Origin of the sequence: Congregibacter sp., assembly GCF_965660375.1 — a bacterium.
Taxonomy (GTDB): Bacteria; Pseudomonadota; Gammaproteobacteria; order Pseudomonadales; family Halieaceae; genus Congregibacter.
The window spans coordinates 1-17424 of record NZ_CBFHZO010000086.1; the positions used below are offsets into that span (position 1 = coordinate 1).

General features: G+C 58.7%; 17 protein-coding genes. 1 reads left to right on the plus strand and 16 read right to left on the minus strand.

Features of this window, described 5'->3' with window-relative positions; translation table 11 throughout:
- The 4 genes from lpxK to ACTG3T_RS07630 form a co-directional block, all read right to left on the minus strand.
- The coding region (gene lpxK / locus ACTG3T_RS07615; RefSeq protein ID WP_439101665.1) for a tetraacyldisaccharide 4'-kinase at window positions 1-971 on the minus strand (971 nt) is incomplete at its 3' end.
- Between the two features lie 5 nt (window positions 972-976).
- Window positions 977-1399, minus strand: a complete 423-nt coding sequence (locus ACTG3T_RS07620) for an ExbD/TolR family protein (protein ID WP_439101666.1) — start codon at window positions 1397-1399, stop codon at window positions 977-979.
- Window positions 1396-2043 carry a MotA/TolQ/ExbB proton channel family protein gene (locus ACTG3T_RS07625; protein WP_439101667.1) on the minus strand — a complete coding sequence of 216 codons (648 nt, stop codon included), beginning with the start codon at window positions 2041-2043 and terminating at the stop codon, window positions 1396-1398. Before ACTG3T_RS07625 ends, ACTG3T_RS07620 begins: the two co-directional genes overlap by 4 nt.
- A gap of 47 nt (window positions 2044-2090) precedes the next feature.
- Window positions 2091-4544, minus strand: coding sequence for a DNA internalization-related competence protein ComEC/Rec2 (locus tag ACTG3T_RS07630; protein ID WP_439101668.1), 2454 nt, complete (start codon window positions 4542-4544; stop codon window positions 2091-2093).
- Window positions 4545-4662: 118 nt separating this feature from the next.
- On the opposite strand from ACTG3T_RS07630, the gene ACTG3T_RS07635 reads away from it, so the two are divergent.
- Complete coding sequence (locus ACTG3T_RS07635) at window positions 4663-5187, plus strand: DUF2062 domain-containing protein (RefSeq protein WP_439101669.1); 525 nt, start codon at window positions 4663-4665, stop codon at window positions 5185-5187.
- On the opposite strand, the gene ACTG3T_RS07640 is transcribed toward ACTG3T_RS07635, so the two are convergent.
- The 12 genes from ACTG3T_RS07640 to ACTG3T_RS07695 form a co-directional block, all read right to left on the minus strand.
- Window positions 5175-6392, minus strand: coding sequence for an FtsX-like permease family protein (locus ACTG3T_RS07640; protein ID WP_439101670.1), 1218 nt, complete (start codon window positions 6390-6392; stop codon window positions 5175-5177). The two genes, ACTG3T_RS07635 and ACTG3T_RS07640, sit on opposite strands and share 13 nt — an antisense overlap.
- On the minus strand, window positions 6389-7090 hold the full coding sequence (locus ACTG3T_RS07645; RefSeq protein ID WP_439101671.1) for an ABC transporter ATP-binding protein: 702 nt from the start codon (window positions 7088-7090) through the stop codon (window positions 6389-6391). The genes ACTG3T_RS07640 and ACTG3T_RS07645 overlap by 4 nt, the downstream gene beginning before the upstream one ends.
- A complete protein-coding gene (locus ACTG3T_RS07650) occupies window positions 7083-8342 on the minus strand; it encodes a lipoprotein-releasing ABC transporter permease subunit (protein ID WP_439101672.1) in 1260 nt (419 codons plus the stop codon). Before ACTG3T_RS07650 ends, ACTG3T_RS07645 begins: the two co-directional genes overlap by 8 nt.
- An 18-nt stretch (window positions 8343-8360) precedes the next feature.
- Window positions 8361-8591 (minus strand): (Na+)-NQR maturation NqrM, encoded by a 231-nt coding sequence (gene nqrM / locus ACTG3T_RS07655; protein WP_439101673.1) that lies wholly within the window; start codon window positions 8589-8591, stop codon window positions 8361-8363.
- A gap of 45 nt (window positions 8592-8636) precedes the next feature.
- On the minus strand, window positions 8637-9689 hold the full coding sequence (locus ACTG3T_RS07660; protein ID WP_439101674.1) for an FAD:protein FMN transferase: 1053 nt from the start codon (window positions 9687-9689) through the stop codon (window positions 8637-8639).
- A gap of 41 nt (window positions 9690-9730) precedes the next feature.
- Entirely contained in the window at window positions 9731-10954 is a 1224-nt protein-coding gene (gene nqrF, locus ACTG3T_RS07665) for an NADH:ubiquinone reductase (Na(+)-transporting) subunit F (RefSeq protein WP_439101675.1), read from the minus strand.
- A gap of 13 nt (window positions 10955-10967) precedes the next feature.
- Entirely contained in the window at window positions 10968-11576 is a 609-nt protein-coding gene (gene nqrE, locus ACTG3T_RS07670) for an NADH:ubiquinone reductase (Na(+)-transporting) subunit E (RefSeq protein WP_439101676.1), read from the minus strand.
- Window positions 11576-12238 (minus strand): NADH:ubiquinone reductase (Na(+)-transporting) subunit D, encoded by a 663-nt coding sequence (locus ACTG3T_RS07675; protein ID WP_439101677.1) that lies wholly within the window; start codon window positions 12236-12238, stop codon window positions 11576-11578. Before ACTG3T_RS07675 ends, nqrE begins: the two co-directional genes overlap by 1 nt.
- A gap of 2 nt (window positions 12239-12240) precedes the next feature.
- Complete coding sequence (locus ACTG3T_RS07680) at window positions 12241-13011, minus strand: Na(+)-translocating NADH-quinone reductase subunit C (protein WP_439101678.1); 771 nt, start codon at window positions 13009-13011, stop codon at window positions 12241-12243.
- Window positions 13004-14200 carry an NADH:ubiquinone reductase (Na(+)-transporting) subunit B gene (locus ACTG3T_RS07685; RefSeq protein ID WP_439101679.1) on the minus strand — a complete coding sequence of 399 codons (1197 nt, stop codon included), beginning with the start codon at window positions 14198-14200 and terminating at the stop codon, window positions 13004-13006. The genes ACTG3T_RS07680 and ACTG3T_RS07685 overlap by 8 nt, the downstream gene beginning before the upstream one ends.
- Before the next feature lie 3 nt (window positions 14201-14203).
- Window positions 14204-15556: a Na(+)-translocating NADH-quinone reductase subunit A gene (locus tag ACTG3T_RS07690; protein WP_439101680.1), complete on the minus strand. Its 1353-nt coding sequence runs from the start codon at window positions 15554-15556 to the stop codon at window positions 14204-14206.
- Window positions 15557-15797: 241 nt separating this feature from the next.
- The gene (locus ACTG3T_RS07695) at window positions 15798-17267 is read right to left on the minus strand and encodes a glyceraldehyde-3-phosphate dehydrogenase (RefSeq protein WP_439101681.1); all 1470 of its coding nucleotides are present in this window, start codon (window positions 17265-17267) and stop codon (window positions 15798-15800) included.
- Between the last annotated feature and the right edge of the window lie 157 nt (window positions 17268-17424).

Sequence of the window (17424 nt, forward strand, 5' to 3'; positions counted from 1 at the left end):
CCGCTGCGGTCCATAAGCTGGCAGACAAAACCCTCGGGGAACTGTATCTCCATATCCAGCACCCAGGCATTTATGCCCGTAAGGTCTGGACATTTCACGGCATCTTTAGCAGTCATGACCACCGGCAAATCGCCAAGAGCCGCAAAATCTTTTTCTTCAAACGCCCGATGGTCGATAAACGGGTGTTCCCTGGGCTCCAATCCCAGAGATCGGAGGGTTTCAAAAAAGCGCTGCGGCCGGGCGATGGCGGCCACGGCATGCACGGCAGGACCAAAGCCGGGATTCTGGAGCTCACGCACAGCGCCATCGGACACACGGCGAAAGTGCTTTGGGCGGTAAGTTGTACCCGAGTGAGGATCCTGACCGCCGCGAAGAAGAAAAAAATCCACCGTGGCCAGGCGCCGTCGTGGCTCGCGGAGGGGCCCTACCGGGAGCAGATGCCCGTTTCCAAAACCGCTTTCGGCATCACTGGTGACCACCTCTACATCACGCTGCAGCGCATAATGCTGCAGGCCATCGTCAGAAATAATCACGTCCACATCCTCCGTTGCAGCGCGATGTGCGGCCGCAACGCGGTCGCGACCTACGGTCACGCTGGCACCGGTGCTCCCGGCAATCAGTAGCGCCTCGTCCCCCACGAGACGGTAATCGGCATCTGCGGTGACAGGGATAACGCCCTGTCCCGAGCCGCCATAACCCCGACTGATAACGCCCACGCGAAGCCCCTGGTTGTGGAGTGCCTGGGTAATGCCGATCACCACTGGCGTTTTGCCGGTACCCCCGGCTGAAATATTGCCGACTACAATCACGGGTGTTCCCGGATGGTTACTAAAGAACCAGCCTTTACGAAATGCCATACGACGAAGGGCCGTAAGCGCCGCGAACAGCCATTCCAGAGGTAGTAGCAATAGCAGAAGCCGGGGCGGCTGATACCAGGCGCGCTCCAGCGCCAGTGCGAGTCGATCTAACACCTCGGTCAGGGAGCCTGCGTGGGTTGAACCGACGCAATGCTCAGCCGGCTGAATCCCATCTGCCCCGCCGCATCCATGGCTTTGACCACCGACTCGTGGGCTGCCTGAGCATCGGCCGAAATCACCAGCGGCAGCGTCGTATCGCCCTCGGACACCTTGTACACCGCAGCCTGAAGTGTGCGCATACTGGTATCCACCAGCGCGTTACCGTTCACCCGGTAGTTACCCTGCTCGTCGATAAGAATTTCCACCTGCTGCTCCACTTCATCGCGCACAAGACCGGTGGCTTCCGGCAGATCCACGGATAGCTGTGTTTCCCGGGTAAAGGTCGTGGACACCATAAAAAAGATCAGCAGCAGAAACACCACATCAATGAGAGGTGTCAGATTGACGTTAAGCTCTTCACGGCTTTGACGGCGAAACTTCACGCCTGCTCCCGCCCCTCTCTTTGTCCCTCTCCCCGCCCCTCTTCCCGGGCGTGAAGGGCATCAACGAGCTTGATCGTCTGCTGCTCTAACTCCACCACAATGCCGTCGATGCGACCACTGAAATAGCGGTGCATTACCAGTGCCGGAATCGCCACACAGAGCCCCCCGGCGGTCGTGATCAGGGCCTCGGAGATGCCCCCGGCGAGAGCACTTGCATTGCCAGTACCCTGGGACATGATTTCCGCGAATACGCGAATCATCCCCACGACGGTACCCAACAAACCCAGCAGGGGCGCAATGGCTGCGATGGTTCCCAAAGTATTGAGATACCTTTCAAGATCGTGCACCACGTGCCCCGCGGCCTCCTCAATACTTTCCTTCATAACATCGCGCCCGTGATGGGCATTGGCAAGTCCCGCTGCCAGAATCCTCCCCAGCGGCGAAGAATCCCTGAGATTACGGAGTTTTGCCGTGTCCAGCTCCCCGGCCTTAAGCTGCTTCCAAACATTGGCGAGCAAATGCGGCGGCGCGATGCGACGACGATTCAGCACATAGGTTCGTTCAATGCAGATAGCAATGGCGACGACCGAGCAGGCGATGATGATGATCATCAGCAGGCCACCGGCGGTGATGAGTTCCAGCACTGTGAGGCTCCTCTTGTGACGGGCTGATTATAACCGCGGATGGCCCCTCAGGGAGGAAGACAATCGCGGTCAAAATCACCCCGGCGCCAAAAAGGTGCCCAGCGATGGCGGAAGGCGCGACATTTCATGCGCCCGTCGGGGAACACGCTCATGGAGATTGCACCACGAGATGCGGTGTTAAGCAGCGGAATACCCGACGCCGCAGCGCTATCCCCTACCCGGGGCGCGGGGTGACCAAAGCGATTGCCATGTCCGGCAGTGACTATCAGCGCTTCGGGCGCCAGCGAGCGTAACCAGAGTCGACTGTTGGAGCTCGCGGAGCCGTGATGGCCCGCCAACAGCACATCCGCAGTCAGATCCTTTCCCCAATAGCGCAGAATCTCACGCTCTCGCCCCGCGTCGATGTCACCCGGCAGCAGAACATTGCGGCCATAAACAGAGATCAACAGAACGCAGGAGCCGTTGTTGTCGCTATCACCGGCGAGATGCCGGGAGAGGTACCGCAAAGTCACACCGCGAGAAAAGCGCCATGTTGCTCCCAGCCGACAGGCTCGGGCGCCTGCCGATGACACAGCCCTGTGTATGACGTCCGGCGGACTTCTTTGGATAATCACCGTCTCACCGGCATCATGATCGCGATCAGCATGACTGATGATCAGCGCCTCCAGGGTCTGGATGCCCATGCTTTGCAGCGCTGGCACTACGGTCCGAGAGGCAACCGCGGGCCCTGCCACCGGCCCACCGCCGGTATCGTATAGCAAGGCTTTGCCCTCATGACGCAACAAAACCGCGGTGCCCTGCCCCACATCAAAAAATAACAGCTCCACGGCATCGTTGCTGTTTGACGCCGGAATACTCAGGGGCATGAGGAGCAAGCCTACGACGGAAACCCGCCCCTGGAATCTCGGCAGCGCCACCACAAGCACCCCCAGCAGGGCCAGGAGCAGGGCCGTGACGCCCGGACTCACCCGCAGGACGCTCCAGCGGCTGATTATTGGCTCCCAGTAAGCGAGCGCAGACCACAGGCTGGAAAGACAAAAAGCGGCACAATCGAGAAGCGTCGTAGCCAATGACAGCCAAAGCGGCTCAAGCGCCACCGCGCAAAGGAGCAAGGGGACCACTAAAAAGGTAATGAGCGGCACCGCCAGCAGGTTCACCACCGCACCGATGCTGCCGGCTTCCTGAAACCAGAACAGCCCCAGGGGTAGCATCGCCATCAACATGTATCCTTGGGCGCTCCATAAACTGCGCAGCCATCCACTATTACTCCGCCAGCTGCTGAACCAGAGCAATAGTCCCACCGCTCCTATGGTTAGCCAGAAGCTGGCGGTGAGAAGCGTCGAAGGATTCAGAAGCTGCAGCGTTATCGCAGCCATGGGAAGCACCCCCGCGGCTTTGACGCTGCGTCCCAGCAAGCGGGGGATCATGAGTAGACTCAGCATGAGCAGGGCCCGTTGGGCCGGCAGCGCCAGCCCCGACAGCAATGCATACCCGCCGGCGAAGAACACCGCGCAGGACGGCGCCAGCGCCAGTGTGAAACTTTGAGGGGCCCTGAGGGCGGCAGCAGCGCGTCCCAGAGCGGCCCCGACATACCACCCCGGTATCGCCAGCATGCTGATATGGAGGCCCGAGATCACCATCAAATGCGTGAGGCCAAAGACCCGCAGGCGAGTCCAGGTCTCAGGAGTCATAAATCGACGATCACCCACCGCCAGCGCCGCGAGTAAGGCCCCTGCACTCTCGGGCACCCGGTCTCGCAGAGACGACGAAATAGCACTCCTTAGCCTGTGAATCCTCGCATTAATGCTTAGCGTGCCGTCCAGAGCCGCGCTCACCGAATGTAAGGTTCTTAGCGAACCCACGGCGTGAATATCGGAAACGACATAGGCCTTTTCGCCCGTTCTGGACCCCGGATTCACGGTGCCCCAGGGGTGACGAAGACGCGCCTCAAACTTCAGCTGTGCCCCCGGCGCAAGGTCCGCAGGCTCCCGGCGCAGGATCCTCGAAGCGCCCGCCCTCGCCAGCCGTTGATCTCTGGCCCGCAAGCTGTCGGCATCGAGATACAAACGGATACGCTCGGGCCCCGCACAGCGCTGGGGCTCCATATGCGCCACCCGAAGGTTAAAGCGGTAGACATCGCGTGGGCCGGACAAATGCTGCACCAAGCCGTCCACCGTCCCTTTGACGGTCACCAGCTCACGCTGACAGAGCGGTGACAGCTGTCGAGTCTGCCATTTAAGTGATGTGTAGAGCACAAGGACCAACACTGACAGTGTTAGCACCGAGAGCAAAACCGCGCAACGAACCCATTGCAGCTGCGAAGAACCACCCTCGGCGTCCTTGACGTCTCTCACCCGCAACCGCACCAGGGCCAGAACCAGAGCCAAGGTAATACCAGTTGCAGCAAAGACTGTAAGCGGGAGTGTCGGGAGCGCGGGAATTTGCAGGGCCACAAGCCCGGTCGCCAGGAACAAAAGCATCAGGGGGTACGGTGCTACCATCGCTGCGCTTCCGGCGGCATAATAAAGCCCACAATTTATGAATTTTCCGCTACCTGGCCGATGTTCTAGTGAAGCACGACACCCCCTCCCAACGAACAGCATTTCCGGTCAGCTGACCATGCCGCGGAATACGCTTAAATCACTGATGCCCTCCCCTGCACGGCTGCGGAAAAACGGCACGCTGGACATTCTTGGCGAGTGGGTTTATGCCAGCAATTTATGGCACCTCAACCGCTATTCCGCATCCATGGCATTTTTTGTCGGCCTGTTCCTGGCCTTCATACCCATTCCCGGACAAATGATATTGGCAGCGCTTGGCGCCATCTTGCTTCGCTGCAACCTGCCTATCTCCGTGGGGCTCGTCTGGATCACCAACCCCCTGACCGTACCCGCCATTTTTTATTTGGCTTACCAGGTAGGCGCGTTGATCATCGATGTGCCCATTAAGGAAGTGGAGTTTGTGCTGAGCATTCAATGGATTAATGAGGAGCTACAGCGCGTTTGGCGGCCCCTGGTGGTCGGCTGCCTCCTCTGTGGGCTGTTTTTTGGCAGTCTCGGCTACTTTATTGTGAACGTGCTGTGGCGTCTGCGGGTCGCCAGGCAGTGGAAGAAACGCAAAAAAATCCGCGCTCAGAGATCCTGATGGAGCACCCTCGCCGGCTGGAGACGTGCCGCACGAAGCGCCGGGTATAAGGCCGCCAGGACGCACATCACAACCGCGACCGCGGCAATAAGTAGTACGTCTGACCCTCGTAAATCCACCGGGATGAAGGACACCGGATAGACGTCAGTGCTTAAAAACTGGAACTGCAATCCCTGCTCCAAGACTGCAACAATTGTCGGTAGCGCTACGCATATTGCCATGCCGAGGGCGCAGCCCAGCGACGAACCTATAAAGCCAATAAGCAAGCCCTGAGTGATGAAGATGGCTGCCATATTCGCAGGCGTGGCCCCCAGAGTGCGCATGATCGCGATAGCGCCCCGCTGATCGATCACGATCAACACCAGGGCAGACACCACGTTAAACGCAGCGACTCCGATGATGGACGTCAGCAACAGAACCACCAGATCCCGGGACAGCTGTATCGCCGCGTAGAGATTACCGTGGGTCATGCGCCACGTGGTGGCGTAGCTGCCCGGCGAGAGTTCCCGGCGCAGCTGCGGCAACAGTAGATCCACAGCAAAGGGGTCCGTGTAGCGAAGCTGCAGGCCGCTGATGCCACCATCGAGGCCCGCCAACGTTGAGGCCTGTGTGAGCGACATCAGCGCCAGGGTTTCATCCAGCTCAGTACCGGTATCGACCACGGCGGCTACGGCCAGCCGCTTTGTCGCAATGACATTGCGCCGGTCCCTGCTGCGCGGCGGCACAATAATCGTAATGCTCTCTCCCGCCTCCACGGCCAGACGCTTGGCCACCGAATCGCCGAGCACCACCCCGGACAGATCCTGAAGCCCCTCGACCGCAAGAACCCCAGGTGTCCCTGCCGGGAGGCTCTCCAGTCCCAAACCGGATATCGCCGTCACGTCGCGACCGCGGATCGCCATGCCATCAAAGCTCACAAAGGGGGACACGGTCTGCACAGAGGGAAGCGTTTCGAAGCGCTTTGCAAGCTCCGACCCGGCTTCGCCGTCAGGGGGTGTATGTACGGTCACATGGGGCACGAGGGCCAGTATCCGTTCGCGCATTTCACGCTCAAAGCCATTCATCACAGACAGCACCGTAAGCAGCAGAGCGGTGCCCAACACGAGCCCGGTCATGGATACGCCCGCCATAAAAACCGAGAGATGCCCGCGACCGAAGGCAAGGGTGTAGCGCAGCGCAATGCGCAGGGTCTCCCAAAAGGTCACGGGGCAGCTTCCAGACGTCCGTCGGTGAGACACAGCACGCGCTCCATACGCCCGGCCACCGCTAGGTCATGGGTAACCACCACAAAAGCACTGTGTTTCGCCCGAAGCTTGTCGATGAGTCCGAGCACCTGCTCAGCGGCCTCCGGGTCGAGGTTCCCCGTGGGCTCGTCCATCAACACACAGCGGGGGTTGTTAATCAGGCTCCGGGCGATAGCGACACGCTGACGCTCGCCGCCGGAAAGCTGCCCCGGACGATGCGCGCTGCGGTTAACCAAACCGACTTCGTCCAGCATAGCGGCGGCTGCAGCCTCCGCAGCCCTGCGAGGGACTCCGGCGATAAGCTGGGGCATGGCCACGTTTTCCAGTGCTGAGAACTCCGGCAGCAAGTGATGAAACTGGTAAACAAAGCCCAGATGGCGATTACGCCATCCCGCTAACTGCGCCTCAGACAGAGTGGAGAGCACGGTGCCCGCGAGGGCGACTTCTCCTTCGCTAACATGATCAAGGCCGCCAAGGAGATTTAACAATGTGGATTTACCCGAACCGGAAGCACCGATGATCGCCACCTTTTCACCATCGGTCAGCGAAAACTCCACGCCGCGCAACACCGTGACGCGGGAACGTCCGTCTTCGTAGCTCTTGTGCACGTCCCGACAGGACAATGCCAGGACGTCAGACGAGGCAAAAGAGTCACTCATAGCGTAAAACCTCTGCAGGGGCAACGCGGCTGGCGCGCCAGGCGGGATAGATCACAGCAAGCACACTGAGCATCGCCGCCGCCACGCTCACTGTCACAACATCCGTCCACAGCAGGCGGGACGGCAAACGGGAGATAAAATAAACCGACGGATCGAAGATTCTCGCGCCCAACAGGCTCTCAAAGAAATCCACGACGTCCGCCACATAAACGGACAGTAAAACGCCGGCTCCAGCGCCGGCCACTACACCCAAAAGCGCCAGGGCAAGGCCCTGCGTCAAAAAAATCCGAGATATAGCGCCGGGGGTGGCGCCCATGGTGCGCAAAACTGCTATGTCCCGGCGTTTTTCTGTCACCGCCATGACCAGCGTTGATACTACGTTGAACGCCGCCACAAGCACCACGCCCAGTAACAGAATGCTCACCGTGAGCTTTTCCATACGGATAGCGCGAAACAGCGAGCCCTGGGTCTCGCTCCAGGGCCGATAAACACCCCGGCCCTCCAGCAAGGATTCCAACGAGGCGCCTAGTCCCGGCGCGTTCATCAGATCGGTCGTGCGCAGCTGCAGCCCCCGGATGCCACCGTTTTTCAGGAGGCGATTTGCGGTAGCCAGGGAGACGTAGGCCAGCAGACTGTCCTGCTGGGCGCCAACCTCAAAAAGCCCCACCACCGTGAGCAGGCGGGATCGCGGAAACAGTCCAAGGGGGGTAACGCTCACCTGGGGCAACACAATGCGTATTTCATCACCCGGCACCACACCCAGCATACGCGCCAGAGTGCTGCCGAGAATCACCGTAAAGTCCGCTGCGAGGTCATCAAGACCTCCCACTGGTAGGAATTGGTCAAGCTCGGTCAGCGCCGACTGTTTTGCGATATCGATACCTGTGAGTGAAGCTCCCTGCTGTCGATAGGGGCCGGAGAAAAGCACGGTTTCGCGCACAAAAGGTGCCACGGCAAGTATCTCGGGGTGAGCGAGCAGATCAGAGGATAGTGACTCCGTTTCCGCGGTGGCTTCCGCCGTTTTCTGTGGACCCGTCCCCGGAGTCTGTTCCACGTAAGCGTGGGGAACCAATGCCAGAATGCGCCCTCGCAGCTCCCCCGCAAAGCCATTCATGACTGAAAGAACAGTAATGAGACTGGCAACACCGAGCATCATGCCCAGCATGGACGCCATAGACACCAGGGTCGTAAACCGTGAACGCTGACGGCTAAAGCCGTAACGAAGCCCCAAAAAACGTGCGTAGGAGGCCATCGGTCAACGCTTCAGCTGTTACTTGCTGGCGTCGTAAAAGCGGGCATCCGAAGCGTCGCTACTGCCGCCGCTCTCCCCCTCCTCCTTGCACAGACTCGGATCATCACCACAGATTTCACAGCGACCTTCTATACCTACGGCAGAGAGTCCTCCGCAGGATCCCTTCAGAGATCCACGCCCGGCCATGGCCCCGATGGCCATGCCAGCCATAATCAAGCCCATAATCAGGAATGCGAGTACAAAAACCATAAAAACTCCAGCGTGGCCTTATCGATACGCCCGGGGGCAGAGGTCCTACAGTTTAGCAGTGTCAGCCTGGGAACTCTGCCGGTAAGCATCAAATGCCTCCGTATAGTGTACCTCAAGGCCCGCATCGCCCCGAGAGACAAAATGTGCGGCGATCCCCTCGCGCTCTGCGAGCTCAAGCGCAGAATCCAGCCCGAGGACCAGTAAGGCCGTGGCCAGCGCATCAGCGATCATGCACTGACGGTCAATAACGGTGACAGAAACCAGCTCATGGGCCACGGGATATCCGCTGCGAGGATCCACCAGATGCGAGTAGCGCTGGCCCTGGTACTCAAAATAGTTGCGGTAATCCCCGGAGGTCGCCACCGCAGCATCGCCCGCAGCAATCGCTTCAATAAAACGGGCCTGGGACGGATCCGGAGACTCTACCGCAAGCCGCCACAGGCCTCCTTCGGGACGGACCCCAGACGCGCGAAGCTCTCCCCCAATCTCTACCAGACTGTTGGTAATACCCTGCTCTGCGAGAAGCTCGGACAACTGGTCCACTGCGTAGCCTTTGGCGATCGAGGACAAGTCGATTCTCATGCCCGCGGGTCGACTCAATGTCGCGCTGTCTGCTTTCCAGAACAAACGTTCAGCGCCGACACGGGCCATGGCGTCGGCAATATCCGAGTCTGACGGTGGTGTGGGTTCGCGGGTACGTGCGCCAAAGCCCCACAACTCCACTAACGGTCCAACGGTAATGTCGTAGGCACCATCGGTAACAGCGCCGATGGATAATGCGGCGTCCAGTACCGTGGCAAAGCGTGGGGACAGGGTCCGGGTTACGTCACCGGGCTCGGCGTTGAGCAGGGATATCTCAGCGTCTGGTATGTAGGTCGACAGCGCCTGATTGATGGCCTGCAGCTCGGCATCTATCAGGGAACGCAACTCCTCGCCGCTGGGCTGCCTGCCACTCTTCTCCGGCAGTTGAAAAATAACCGACCACGTTGTCCCCATGGTGGCACCGTTGAGCACAACGCGCTGCCCCCCCCGGTCACAGGATGAGAGCAACAGCGCTGTCGCGAGGACGGCAGCAAGCAAGCGGAGGCGTAAGAGCATAGCGCGGGCCAGCGGGACCCCATGAGGCCCCGGGAGACTACCTAGCCGCCGAAATCATCCAGCATGATGTTTTCCGGCTCGACACCGAGGTCCGTCAACATCTTGATGACCGCCGCGTTCATCATCGGGGGACCGCACATGTAGTATTCGCAGTCTTCCGGTGCGGGGTGGTCCTTGAGATATTCTTCATACAGCACGTTGTGGATAAAGCCTGTGAGTCCGTCCCAATCGTCTTCGGGCTGGGGATCTGACAGGGCGACGTGCCAGTCAAAGTTCTCGTTCTCCTCGGCCAGCTGGTCATAGTCTTCCACGTAGAACATTTCACGCAGAGAGCGAGCCCCGTACCAGAAGGAAATTTTGCGCTTGCTGCCAAGACGCTTCAGCTGATCGAAGATGTGCGAACGCATGGGTGCCATGCCGGCACCACCACCGATAAACACCATCTCCGCATCGGTGTCTTTGGCAAAAAACTCGCCGAAGGGACCATACACCGTGACCTTGTCGCCGGGCTTCAAGCCAAACACCCAGGAAGACATCTGTCCGGCCGGGATGCCTTCGCTCCCCGGAGGGGGCGTAGCGATACGAATATTGAACTTAACGACCCCCTTCTCTTCGGGGTAGTTCGCCATGGAGTAGGCGCGGATTACGGTATCGTCTACCTTGGAGGACATCTTGAAGAACCCAAAGCGCTCCCAGTCCCCCCGGTATTCTTCGTCCACATCAAAATCGCTGTAGTTGACCAGATGAGGTGGGCATTCCAACTGCACATAGCCACCAGCGCGAAAATCCACGCTTTCTCCCTCGGGAAGACGCAGGGTTAGCTCTTTAATGAACGTGGCAACATTGGGATTGCTCTCGACGGTGCATTCCCATTGTTTGACCCCGAAGACCTCTTCCGGGACCTCGATCTTCATATCCTGCTTTACCGCGGTTTGGCAGGACAGGCGCCAGCCATCCGCCGCGTCACGACGGGTGAAGTGGGATTCTTCCGTCGGTAGCATGGATCCACCGCCCTCGTTGACGATGCATTTGCACTGCGCGCAGGTGCCGCCGCCGCCACAGGCCGAGGCCAGAAATACGTTGGCGTCTGACAAGGTCTGGAGCAGCTTTCCACCGGCAGGCACCGTAATGTTGCGTTCACCATTTATCTCGATGGTGACGTCACCACTACTTACCAACAGCGTTCGGGCGTAAAGAATGATAGCTACCAGCGCGAGAATCATCGCGGTAAACATGCCAACGCCGTATACGATTGTCATATCCATGTGTAAATAAACCTCAGAGATCAATGCCGCCCAGGGCCATAAAGCCGAGGGACATCAGTCCTACAGTGATAAAGGTAATGCCAAGCCCCTGCAAGCCGTCGGGGACATCGCTGTACTTTAGCTTTTCCCGAATACCCGCGAGAGCCACAATAGCCAGCGCCCAGCCGACGCCGGCACCTGCCCCAAAGACCACGCTCTCGCCGAAGGTGTAGTCGCGCTCCACCATCAAAAGCGAGGCACCGAGAATGGCGCAGTTCACCGTAATCAGGGGCAGGAACACGCCCAGGGCGTTGTACAGCGCCGGCACATACTTATCCAGGAACATCTCCAGAATCTGCACCAGGGCTGCGATGACGCCAATGTAGGAAAGTAGTCCCAGGAAGCTAAGATCCACCTCCGGTAAACCCGCCCATGCCAGTGCCCCGTCGGCCAGCAGGTAGTTATAAATCAGGTTATTCACCGGTACGGTAATGGTCAGCACCACCACGACGGCAACGCCCAGTCCGATGGCAGCGCTGACTTTCTTGGACACCGCCAGGAAGGTGCACATACCGAGAAAGACCGACAGCGCCATGTTCTCAATGAAAATCGCCCGTACGAACAGGCCCAGGTAATACTCCATCAGACGCTCTCCTCCGCTACCGTGTGTTTCGCCATGCGGAAGTCAGGCTCTTCGACCTGCTTGCTATCCGCGGAGCGGAGAATCCAGATAAACAGACCGATGAGGAAAAACGCACTGGGAGGCAGCAGGAGCAAACCGTTGGGGTTGTACCAGCCTCCTTCGGTCACCAGCGGCAGGATCTCAAAACCGAACAGCTTGCCCGCGCCAAAGAGTTCCCGGATCACTGCGACAAAAATCAGCACCACCGAGTAACCCAGGCCATTGCCTACGCCGTCCATAAAACTGGCCACCGGCGGGTTCTTCATCGCGAAGGCCTCCGCGCGTCCCATCACAATGCAGTTGGTAATAATCAATCCCACGAACACCGAGAGCTGCTTGCTGATGTCATAGGCCACCGCCTTGAGCACCTCGTCCACAAGGATCACCAGAGAAGCAATGATGGTCATCTGCACAATGATGCGGATACTGCCCGGGATGTGATGCCGGATAGAGGAAATAAACAGGTTGGAGAACGCGGTCACCAGGGTCAGGGCAATGCACATGACCAAGGTGACCTTAAGCGACGATGTGACGGCCAGCGCCGAGCAGATACCGAGTATCTGCAGGGCGATAGGATTGTTTTTAACGATGGGACCGACGAGCGTGTCTTTTACCGAGTCCATGATCAAGCCTCCCCGTTTCTGAGATTTTCCAGGAAGGGAGCGAAGCCCGCGTCACCCAGCCAGAAATCGATAAGATTGCTTACGCCGCGGCTGGTGAGCGTTGCTCCCGAAAGTCCGTCGACTTTCCAGTCTGCGTCAGGGCTGGCAGGGTTCACTGAACCTTTGGCGAGGCTCAGCTCGACCTCGCCCTCGCGATACACCTTCTTGCCTGGCCACTGGGACTTCCAGCGGGGGTTGTCCACCTCACCGCCAAGCCCCGGAGTTTCTCCGTGGTCATAAAATCCGAGCCCCGCCACGGTGTTTCCGTCAGATTCCAGGGCGAGAAAACCGTAGAGTGTCGACCACAAACCGTAGCCATGCACAGGCAGGATGATCTTTTCGTAGTCGCCACTGTCTCCACGGACCAGATAAACCTGCGCGACCTCAGCCTGGCGCCCGAGCTTGGCAATGTCCTCATCGCTGGGAATGTCCCGCGAGCGGGACGGATCCTTTGCCGCCGCCTGCTGATCATAGCCAGACACCACTTCATCGGTGAACCGGCCACTCGAAAGATCGACAAAGCGTTCCTCTACCACCGAAAACTGCTCGTCAACACTGCGCCCTTCCTCCAGCATGCCGGCTGCCTGAAGAATATTCCGCTTGCGATCCAGCGTCTTGTTCGCTTCCTGCGCGGGCTTCAACACCACCGCCGCTGTGGACACGATGACCGAGCACACAATACACAGCGCGAGCGCGACACCCAGAATCTTGCCGATACCGTCGTTGCTAGCCACGGGCAAGCCTCCTCTTGATATTTGCCTGCACCGCAAAATGATCGAAAAGCGGCGCAAACAGGTTGGCAAACAGAATCGCGAGCATGATGCCCTCGGGGAAGGCCGGGTTGATTACCCGAATGAGCACCGCCATTACTCCGATCAATATCCCATAGGCCCAGCGTCCGCGATCGGTCATTGCGGCGGATACCGGGTCCGTTGCCATAAAGAACATGCCGAAAGCAAAACCACCGACCACAAAGTGCCAGTACCAGGGCATGGAAAAGGCCGGATTACTGTCCGAGCCCACCATGTTCAGGAATGACGAAAACAGGAACATGCCGAGGAAGACTCCCGCCACAACACGCCAGGAGGCAATCTTGGTGAGCAGCAGAATCGCACCGCCAACCATGACCATGAGTGTTGACGTCTCACCAATGGACCCGGGAATTGACCCGATAAACGCGTCCATCCAGGTGTACTGGGCCTGCATGGCGGTCATACCCTGGGACGCTACCATGCCCAGTGGCGTGGCACTGCTGTAACCGTCGATGGCCGTCCACACTGCGTCGCCCGACAACTGCGCCGGATAGGCGAAGTACAGAAACGCGCGCCCGGTAAGCGCCGGGTTGAGAAAATTCTTACCGGTACCGCCGAAGACTTCCTTGCCGATAACGATACCGAAGCTGATACCCAGCGCAGCCTGCCACAGGGGCAGATCCGGAGGACAAATCAATGCGAAGAGAATCGAAGTCACGAAGAATCCTTCGTTGATTTCGTGGCCACGCTTGATCGCAAAGAGTACTTCCCAGAAACCGCCCACAACAAAGGTAACCAGATAGATGGGCACAAAATACAAAGCACCGAACCACATGTTGTGCCAGATGTTCGAGGAGTCTGTGCCGCCAAAAGCCGCAATCAGCGATCCACGCCAGCCGTCGACGCTACCACCGGTCACTGCGAGCACTTCGTTGGCCTGAAACCCGAGGTTGTACATGCCGTAGAACATCGCCGGAAACACCGCCAGCCACACGGTAATCATGATGCGTTTCAAATCGATACCGTCGCGGACATGCGCCGTGGAGCGCGTAACCGACGACGGTTTGTAAAAAATAGTATCTACGGCTTCGTAAAGCGGGTAGAAGTTCTGGAAGCGTCCACCGTCCTGAAAATGGTGTTCAACGCCGTCAAGCCAGCCACGTAATGCCATGACTTAACCCTCCTTCTCAATGCGTGTCAGGTTATCCCTGAGGATAGGCCCGTATTCGTACTTCCCGGGACAGACATAGGTGCAAAGCGCAAGATCCTCCTCGTCCAACTCCAGACAACCCAGGGCCTGAGCGGTTTCGGTATCGCCCACAATGAGGCTGCGCAGCAGCTGTGTCGGCAGAATATCCAGCGGCATGATGCGCTCGTAGGCCCCCACCGGCACCATAGCGCGCTCACTGCCGTTAGTAGACGTGGTCATTGCCAGGGGCTTAAGACCGAACCAACTGCTAATAAAAATTCCCAGACTTGAATGTTTATTGGCGCCAGGTCGCATGAAATGCATAAACTCCCGCTCGCGCCCTTCCTCCAGCACCGATACCTGCGAGTGGTACCGCCCAAGGTAAGCAGTGGCGCCGGAAACCTTGCGTCCCCCCAGCACGGATCCCGAGATCACGCGGTTCTCCCCTGCCTTAAGCTGCCCCGCAACCAGGGCCTCGAGATCCACACCCAGACGGCTACGGAGCAAACGCGGGTTTTCCACCTGAGGCCCTGCCAGCGCTATCACGCGCTCTGTCCACAGACGGCCATCGAGAAAGAGACGGCCAATGGCGATGACGTCCTGGTATCCCACAGTCCACACCATCCGCTCCGGACTAGCCCCCATAAGATAGTGCACATGGGTGCCGGGTAGGCCTGCCGGGTGGGGACCCGCAAATTCTTCTCGCTGGATATTCCCGGCACTGCCGCCGGGAACTTCCCCTCCGGGCGCGGTGCACAAATGAAGCGCTCCGTTCGTCAGGCCTGCGAGGAGATCAAGCCCCAGGGAAAATGCCTCTTCCTGCCCAGCGATAATAACCGCCGGATCGGCTGCCAGCGGATGGGTGTCCATGGCAGTGACAAAGATTGCTGCGGGCTCCTGGTCCGGGGCAGGTACAGCGCTAAAAGGTCTCGTACGCAGGGCTGTCCATTGGCCTGAGGCCAGTAACTGCGCTCGCACGGCACTCGGCGCCAGCGCTCGGGCTTCGTCTGCACCATAGGCGTCAAAAGCTACAGCGTCTTCGTTATCGGCGCCTTCCACATCAATGACTACGGACTGCAGTACCCGCTTCGCCCCGCGATTTATCGCAGAGACGACGCCAGAAGCAGGCGCCGTATAGTGCACGCCTTCGGTTTTCTTGCAGCTGAAGAGAATCTGTCCGCACTGGACGCGGTCTCCGACCTGTACCGCCATGGTCGGCTTCATGCCTACGTAATCTGCGCCAAGAACCGCCACGGCGCGCGCGTCAGGTGCGTCAGCAATCTTCTGCTCGGGCGCACCCTCAAGAGGGATATCAAGCCCCCGCGAAATTTTAATCATGTAATCCGCCTGGATTGTCGTTGTGTTTCAAGCGAATGGGCCACCACAAATGCGCGCGGAGCGCTGTTTTTTTGCTTGTGTTGACCTTGAATGACTTACCGATTCGCTTCGCTCCCCCACGAACCGGTATCAGGCCGCGCGCATTATAGCGAAGCGTCGGGGGCTCCCGCTACTGAAGTGACACGCTATTTACAGCGGCTGTTGAAGATAAGACCTCGAAGCCGCGTCGAGGCCCTTTTCGCTACGCCTGCTGTGGATAAACCGCATAGTTGACACCGGCCATTCGCTCCATCACGCGGTATACCTGACAGCTATAACCAAACTCATTGTCATACCACAGATACATAACAGCCTGATTTCCGCTGACAATTGTCGCTCGCGCATCATAGACACAGGCCGTGCGGGATCCCACGAAGTCTGAAGACACCACTTCCGGGGATGCCGAATAGTCAATCTGACGACGCATCGTGGAATGTAAAGCCATGTGGCGCATGTATTCATTCAACGTTTCTGTGTCTGTTTCCTCAGCCAGGGTGAGGTTCAAAATGGCCATGGATACGTTGGGTGTGGGGACACGAATCGCGTTCCCCGTGAGCTTGCCGGACAGCTGCGGAAGCACCTTGGCTACGGCCTTTGCCGCGCCGGTTTCGGTAATCACCATGTTCAGGGGCGCACTGCGTCCCCGACGGTCTGCCTTGTGATAGTTGTCGATGAGGTTCTGATCATTGGTATAGGCGTGCACCGTTTCCACGTGCCCGTGCTGAATGCCGAACTTGTCGTTAATAGCTTTCAACGGCGGGACAATGGCGTTGGTCGTGCAGGACGCCGCCGAAATAATGCTGTCATCCGCAGCAATGTCCTCGTTGTTGATGCCCGCAACAATATTCTTGATGTCCCCTTTTCCTGGTGCGGTGAGAATCACCTTGGCCGCGCCCCGGGATTTCAGGTGCTGAGACAGACCTTCCTCATCGCGCCAGACACCGGTGTTATCGATAATAATGGAGTCGTTGATGCCGTATTCCGTGTAGTCGATGCTGTCGGGAGAACTGGCATAGATCACCCGAACTTCATTGCCATTGGCCACGAAACTCTGACGCTCTTCGTCCACGCGAATCGTGCCTTTAAAGGCCCCGTGCACAGAGTCACGACGGAGCAGGCTCGCGCGCTTCTCGAGATCATTGGGAGCGCTACCCTTGCGCACCACCACCGCGCGAAGGCGAAACGCTTCTCCCCCCGCCGCTTTATCAATCAGTATGCGCGCCACCAGGCGACCGATACGCCCAAAGCCGTAGAGCACAACGTCCCGGGGTTTCTCCACCTCGGTGCCTTCACTGGCGAGAAGGTATCCCAGCTGCTCGCGCACATACTCGTCGATGCTGAGACCTTCACCATGGTTCTTGTCGTAGTAGTTGACGGCAAGACGCCCCACATCGATGTGGGCCGGCCCCAGGTCAAGCTTGCTCATCGCCACAAGCACCGGATGCGTCTCCCGCTCGGACAGCTCATTGCCCTCTACCTGCCGCACATAGCGGTGGGTCTTCATAAGATCCAGCACCGAGGTGTTCACCATGGAACGGTCGTAGCAGAAGCACTTGACGTTCTTTTCCCGGGCCAGACGTCCTACCAGAGGGATAATATCTTCCGCCAGCGCTTCGCGCTCTTTCCAGTCTTTGAAGTAGTCGTCCGGGCGAGGTCGTTTGCGGTCCGTCACGGGTAATGATCCTTTTTTGGCGTGTTAAGACACGTTGGGGCGTGCCGAGGCGCGATCACAGCGAAGCACTGTTGGTCGCCGCGCATTATCCCTGCGCGCTCCTGCGCCCGCAACATGACAAATGTTGTGTCCTTCACAGTTTGGAGGCCCGCCCCAC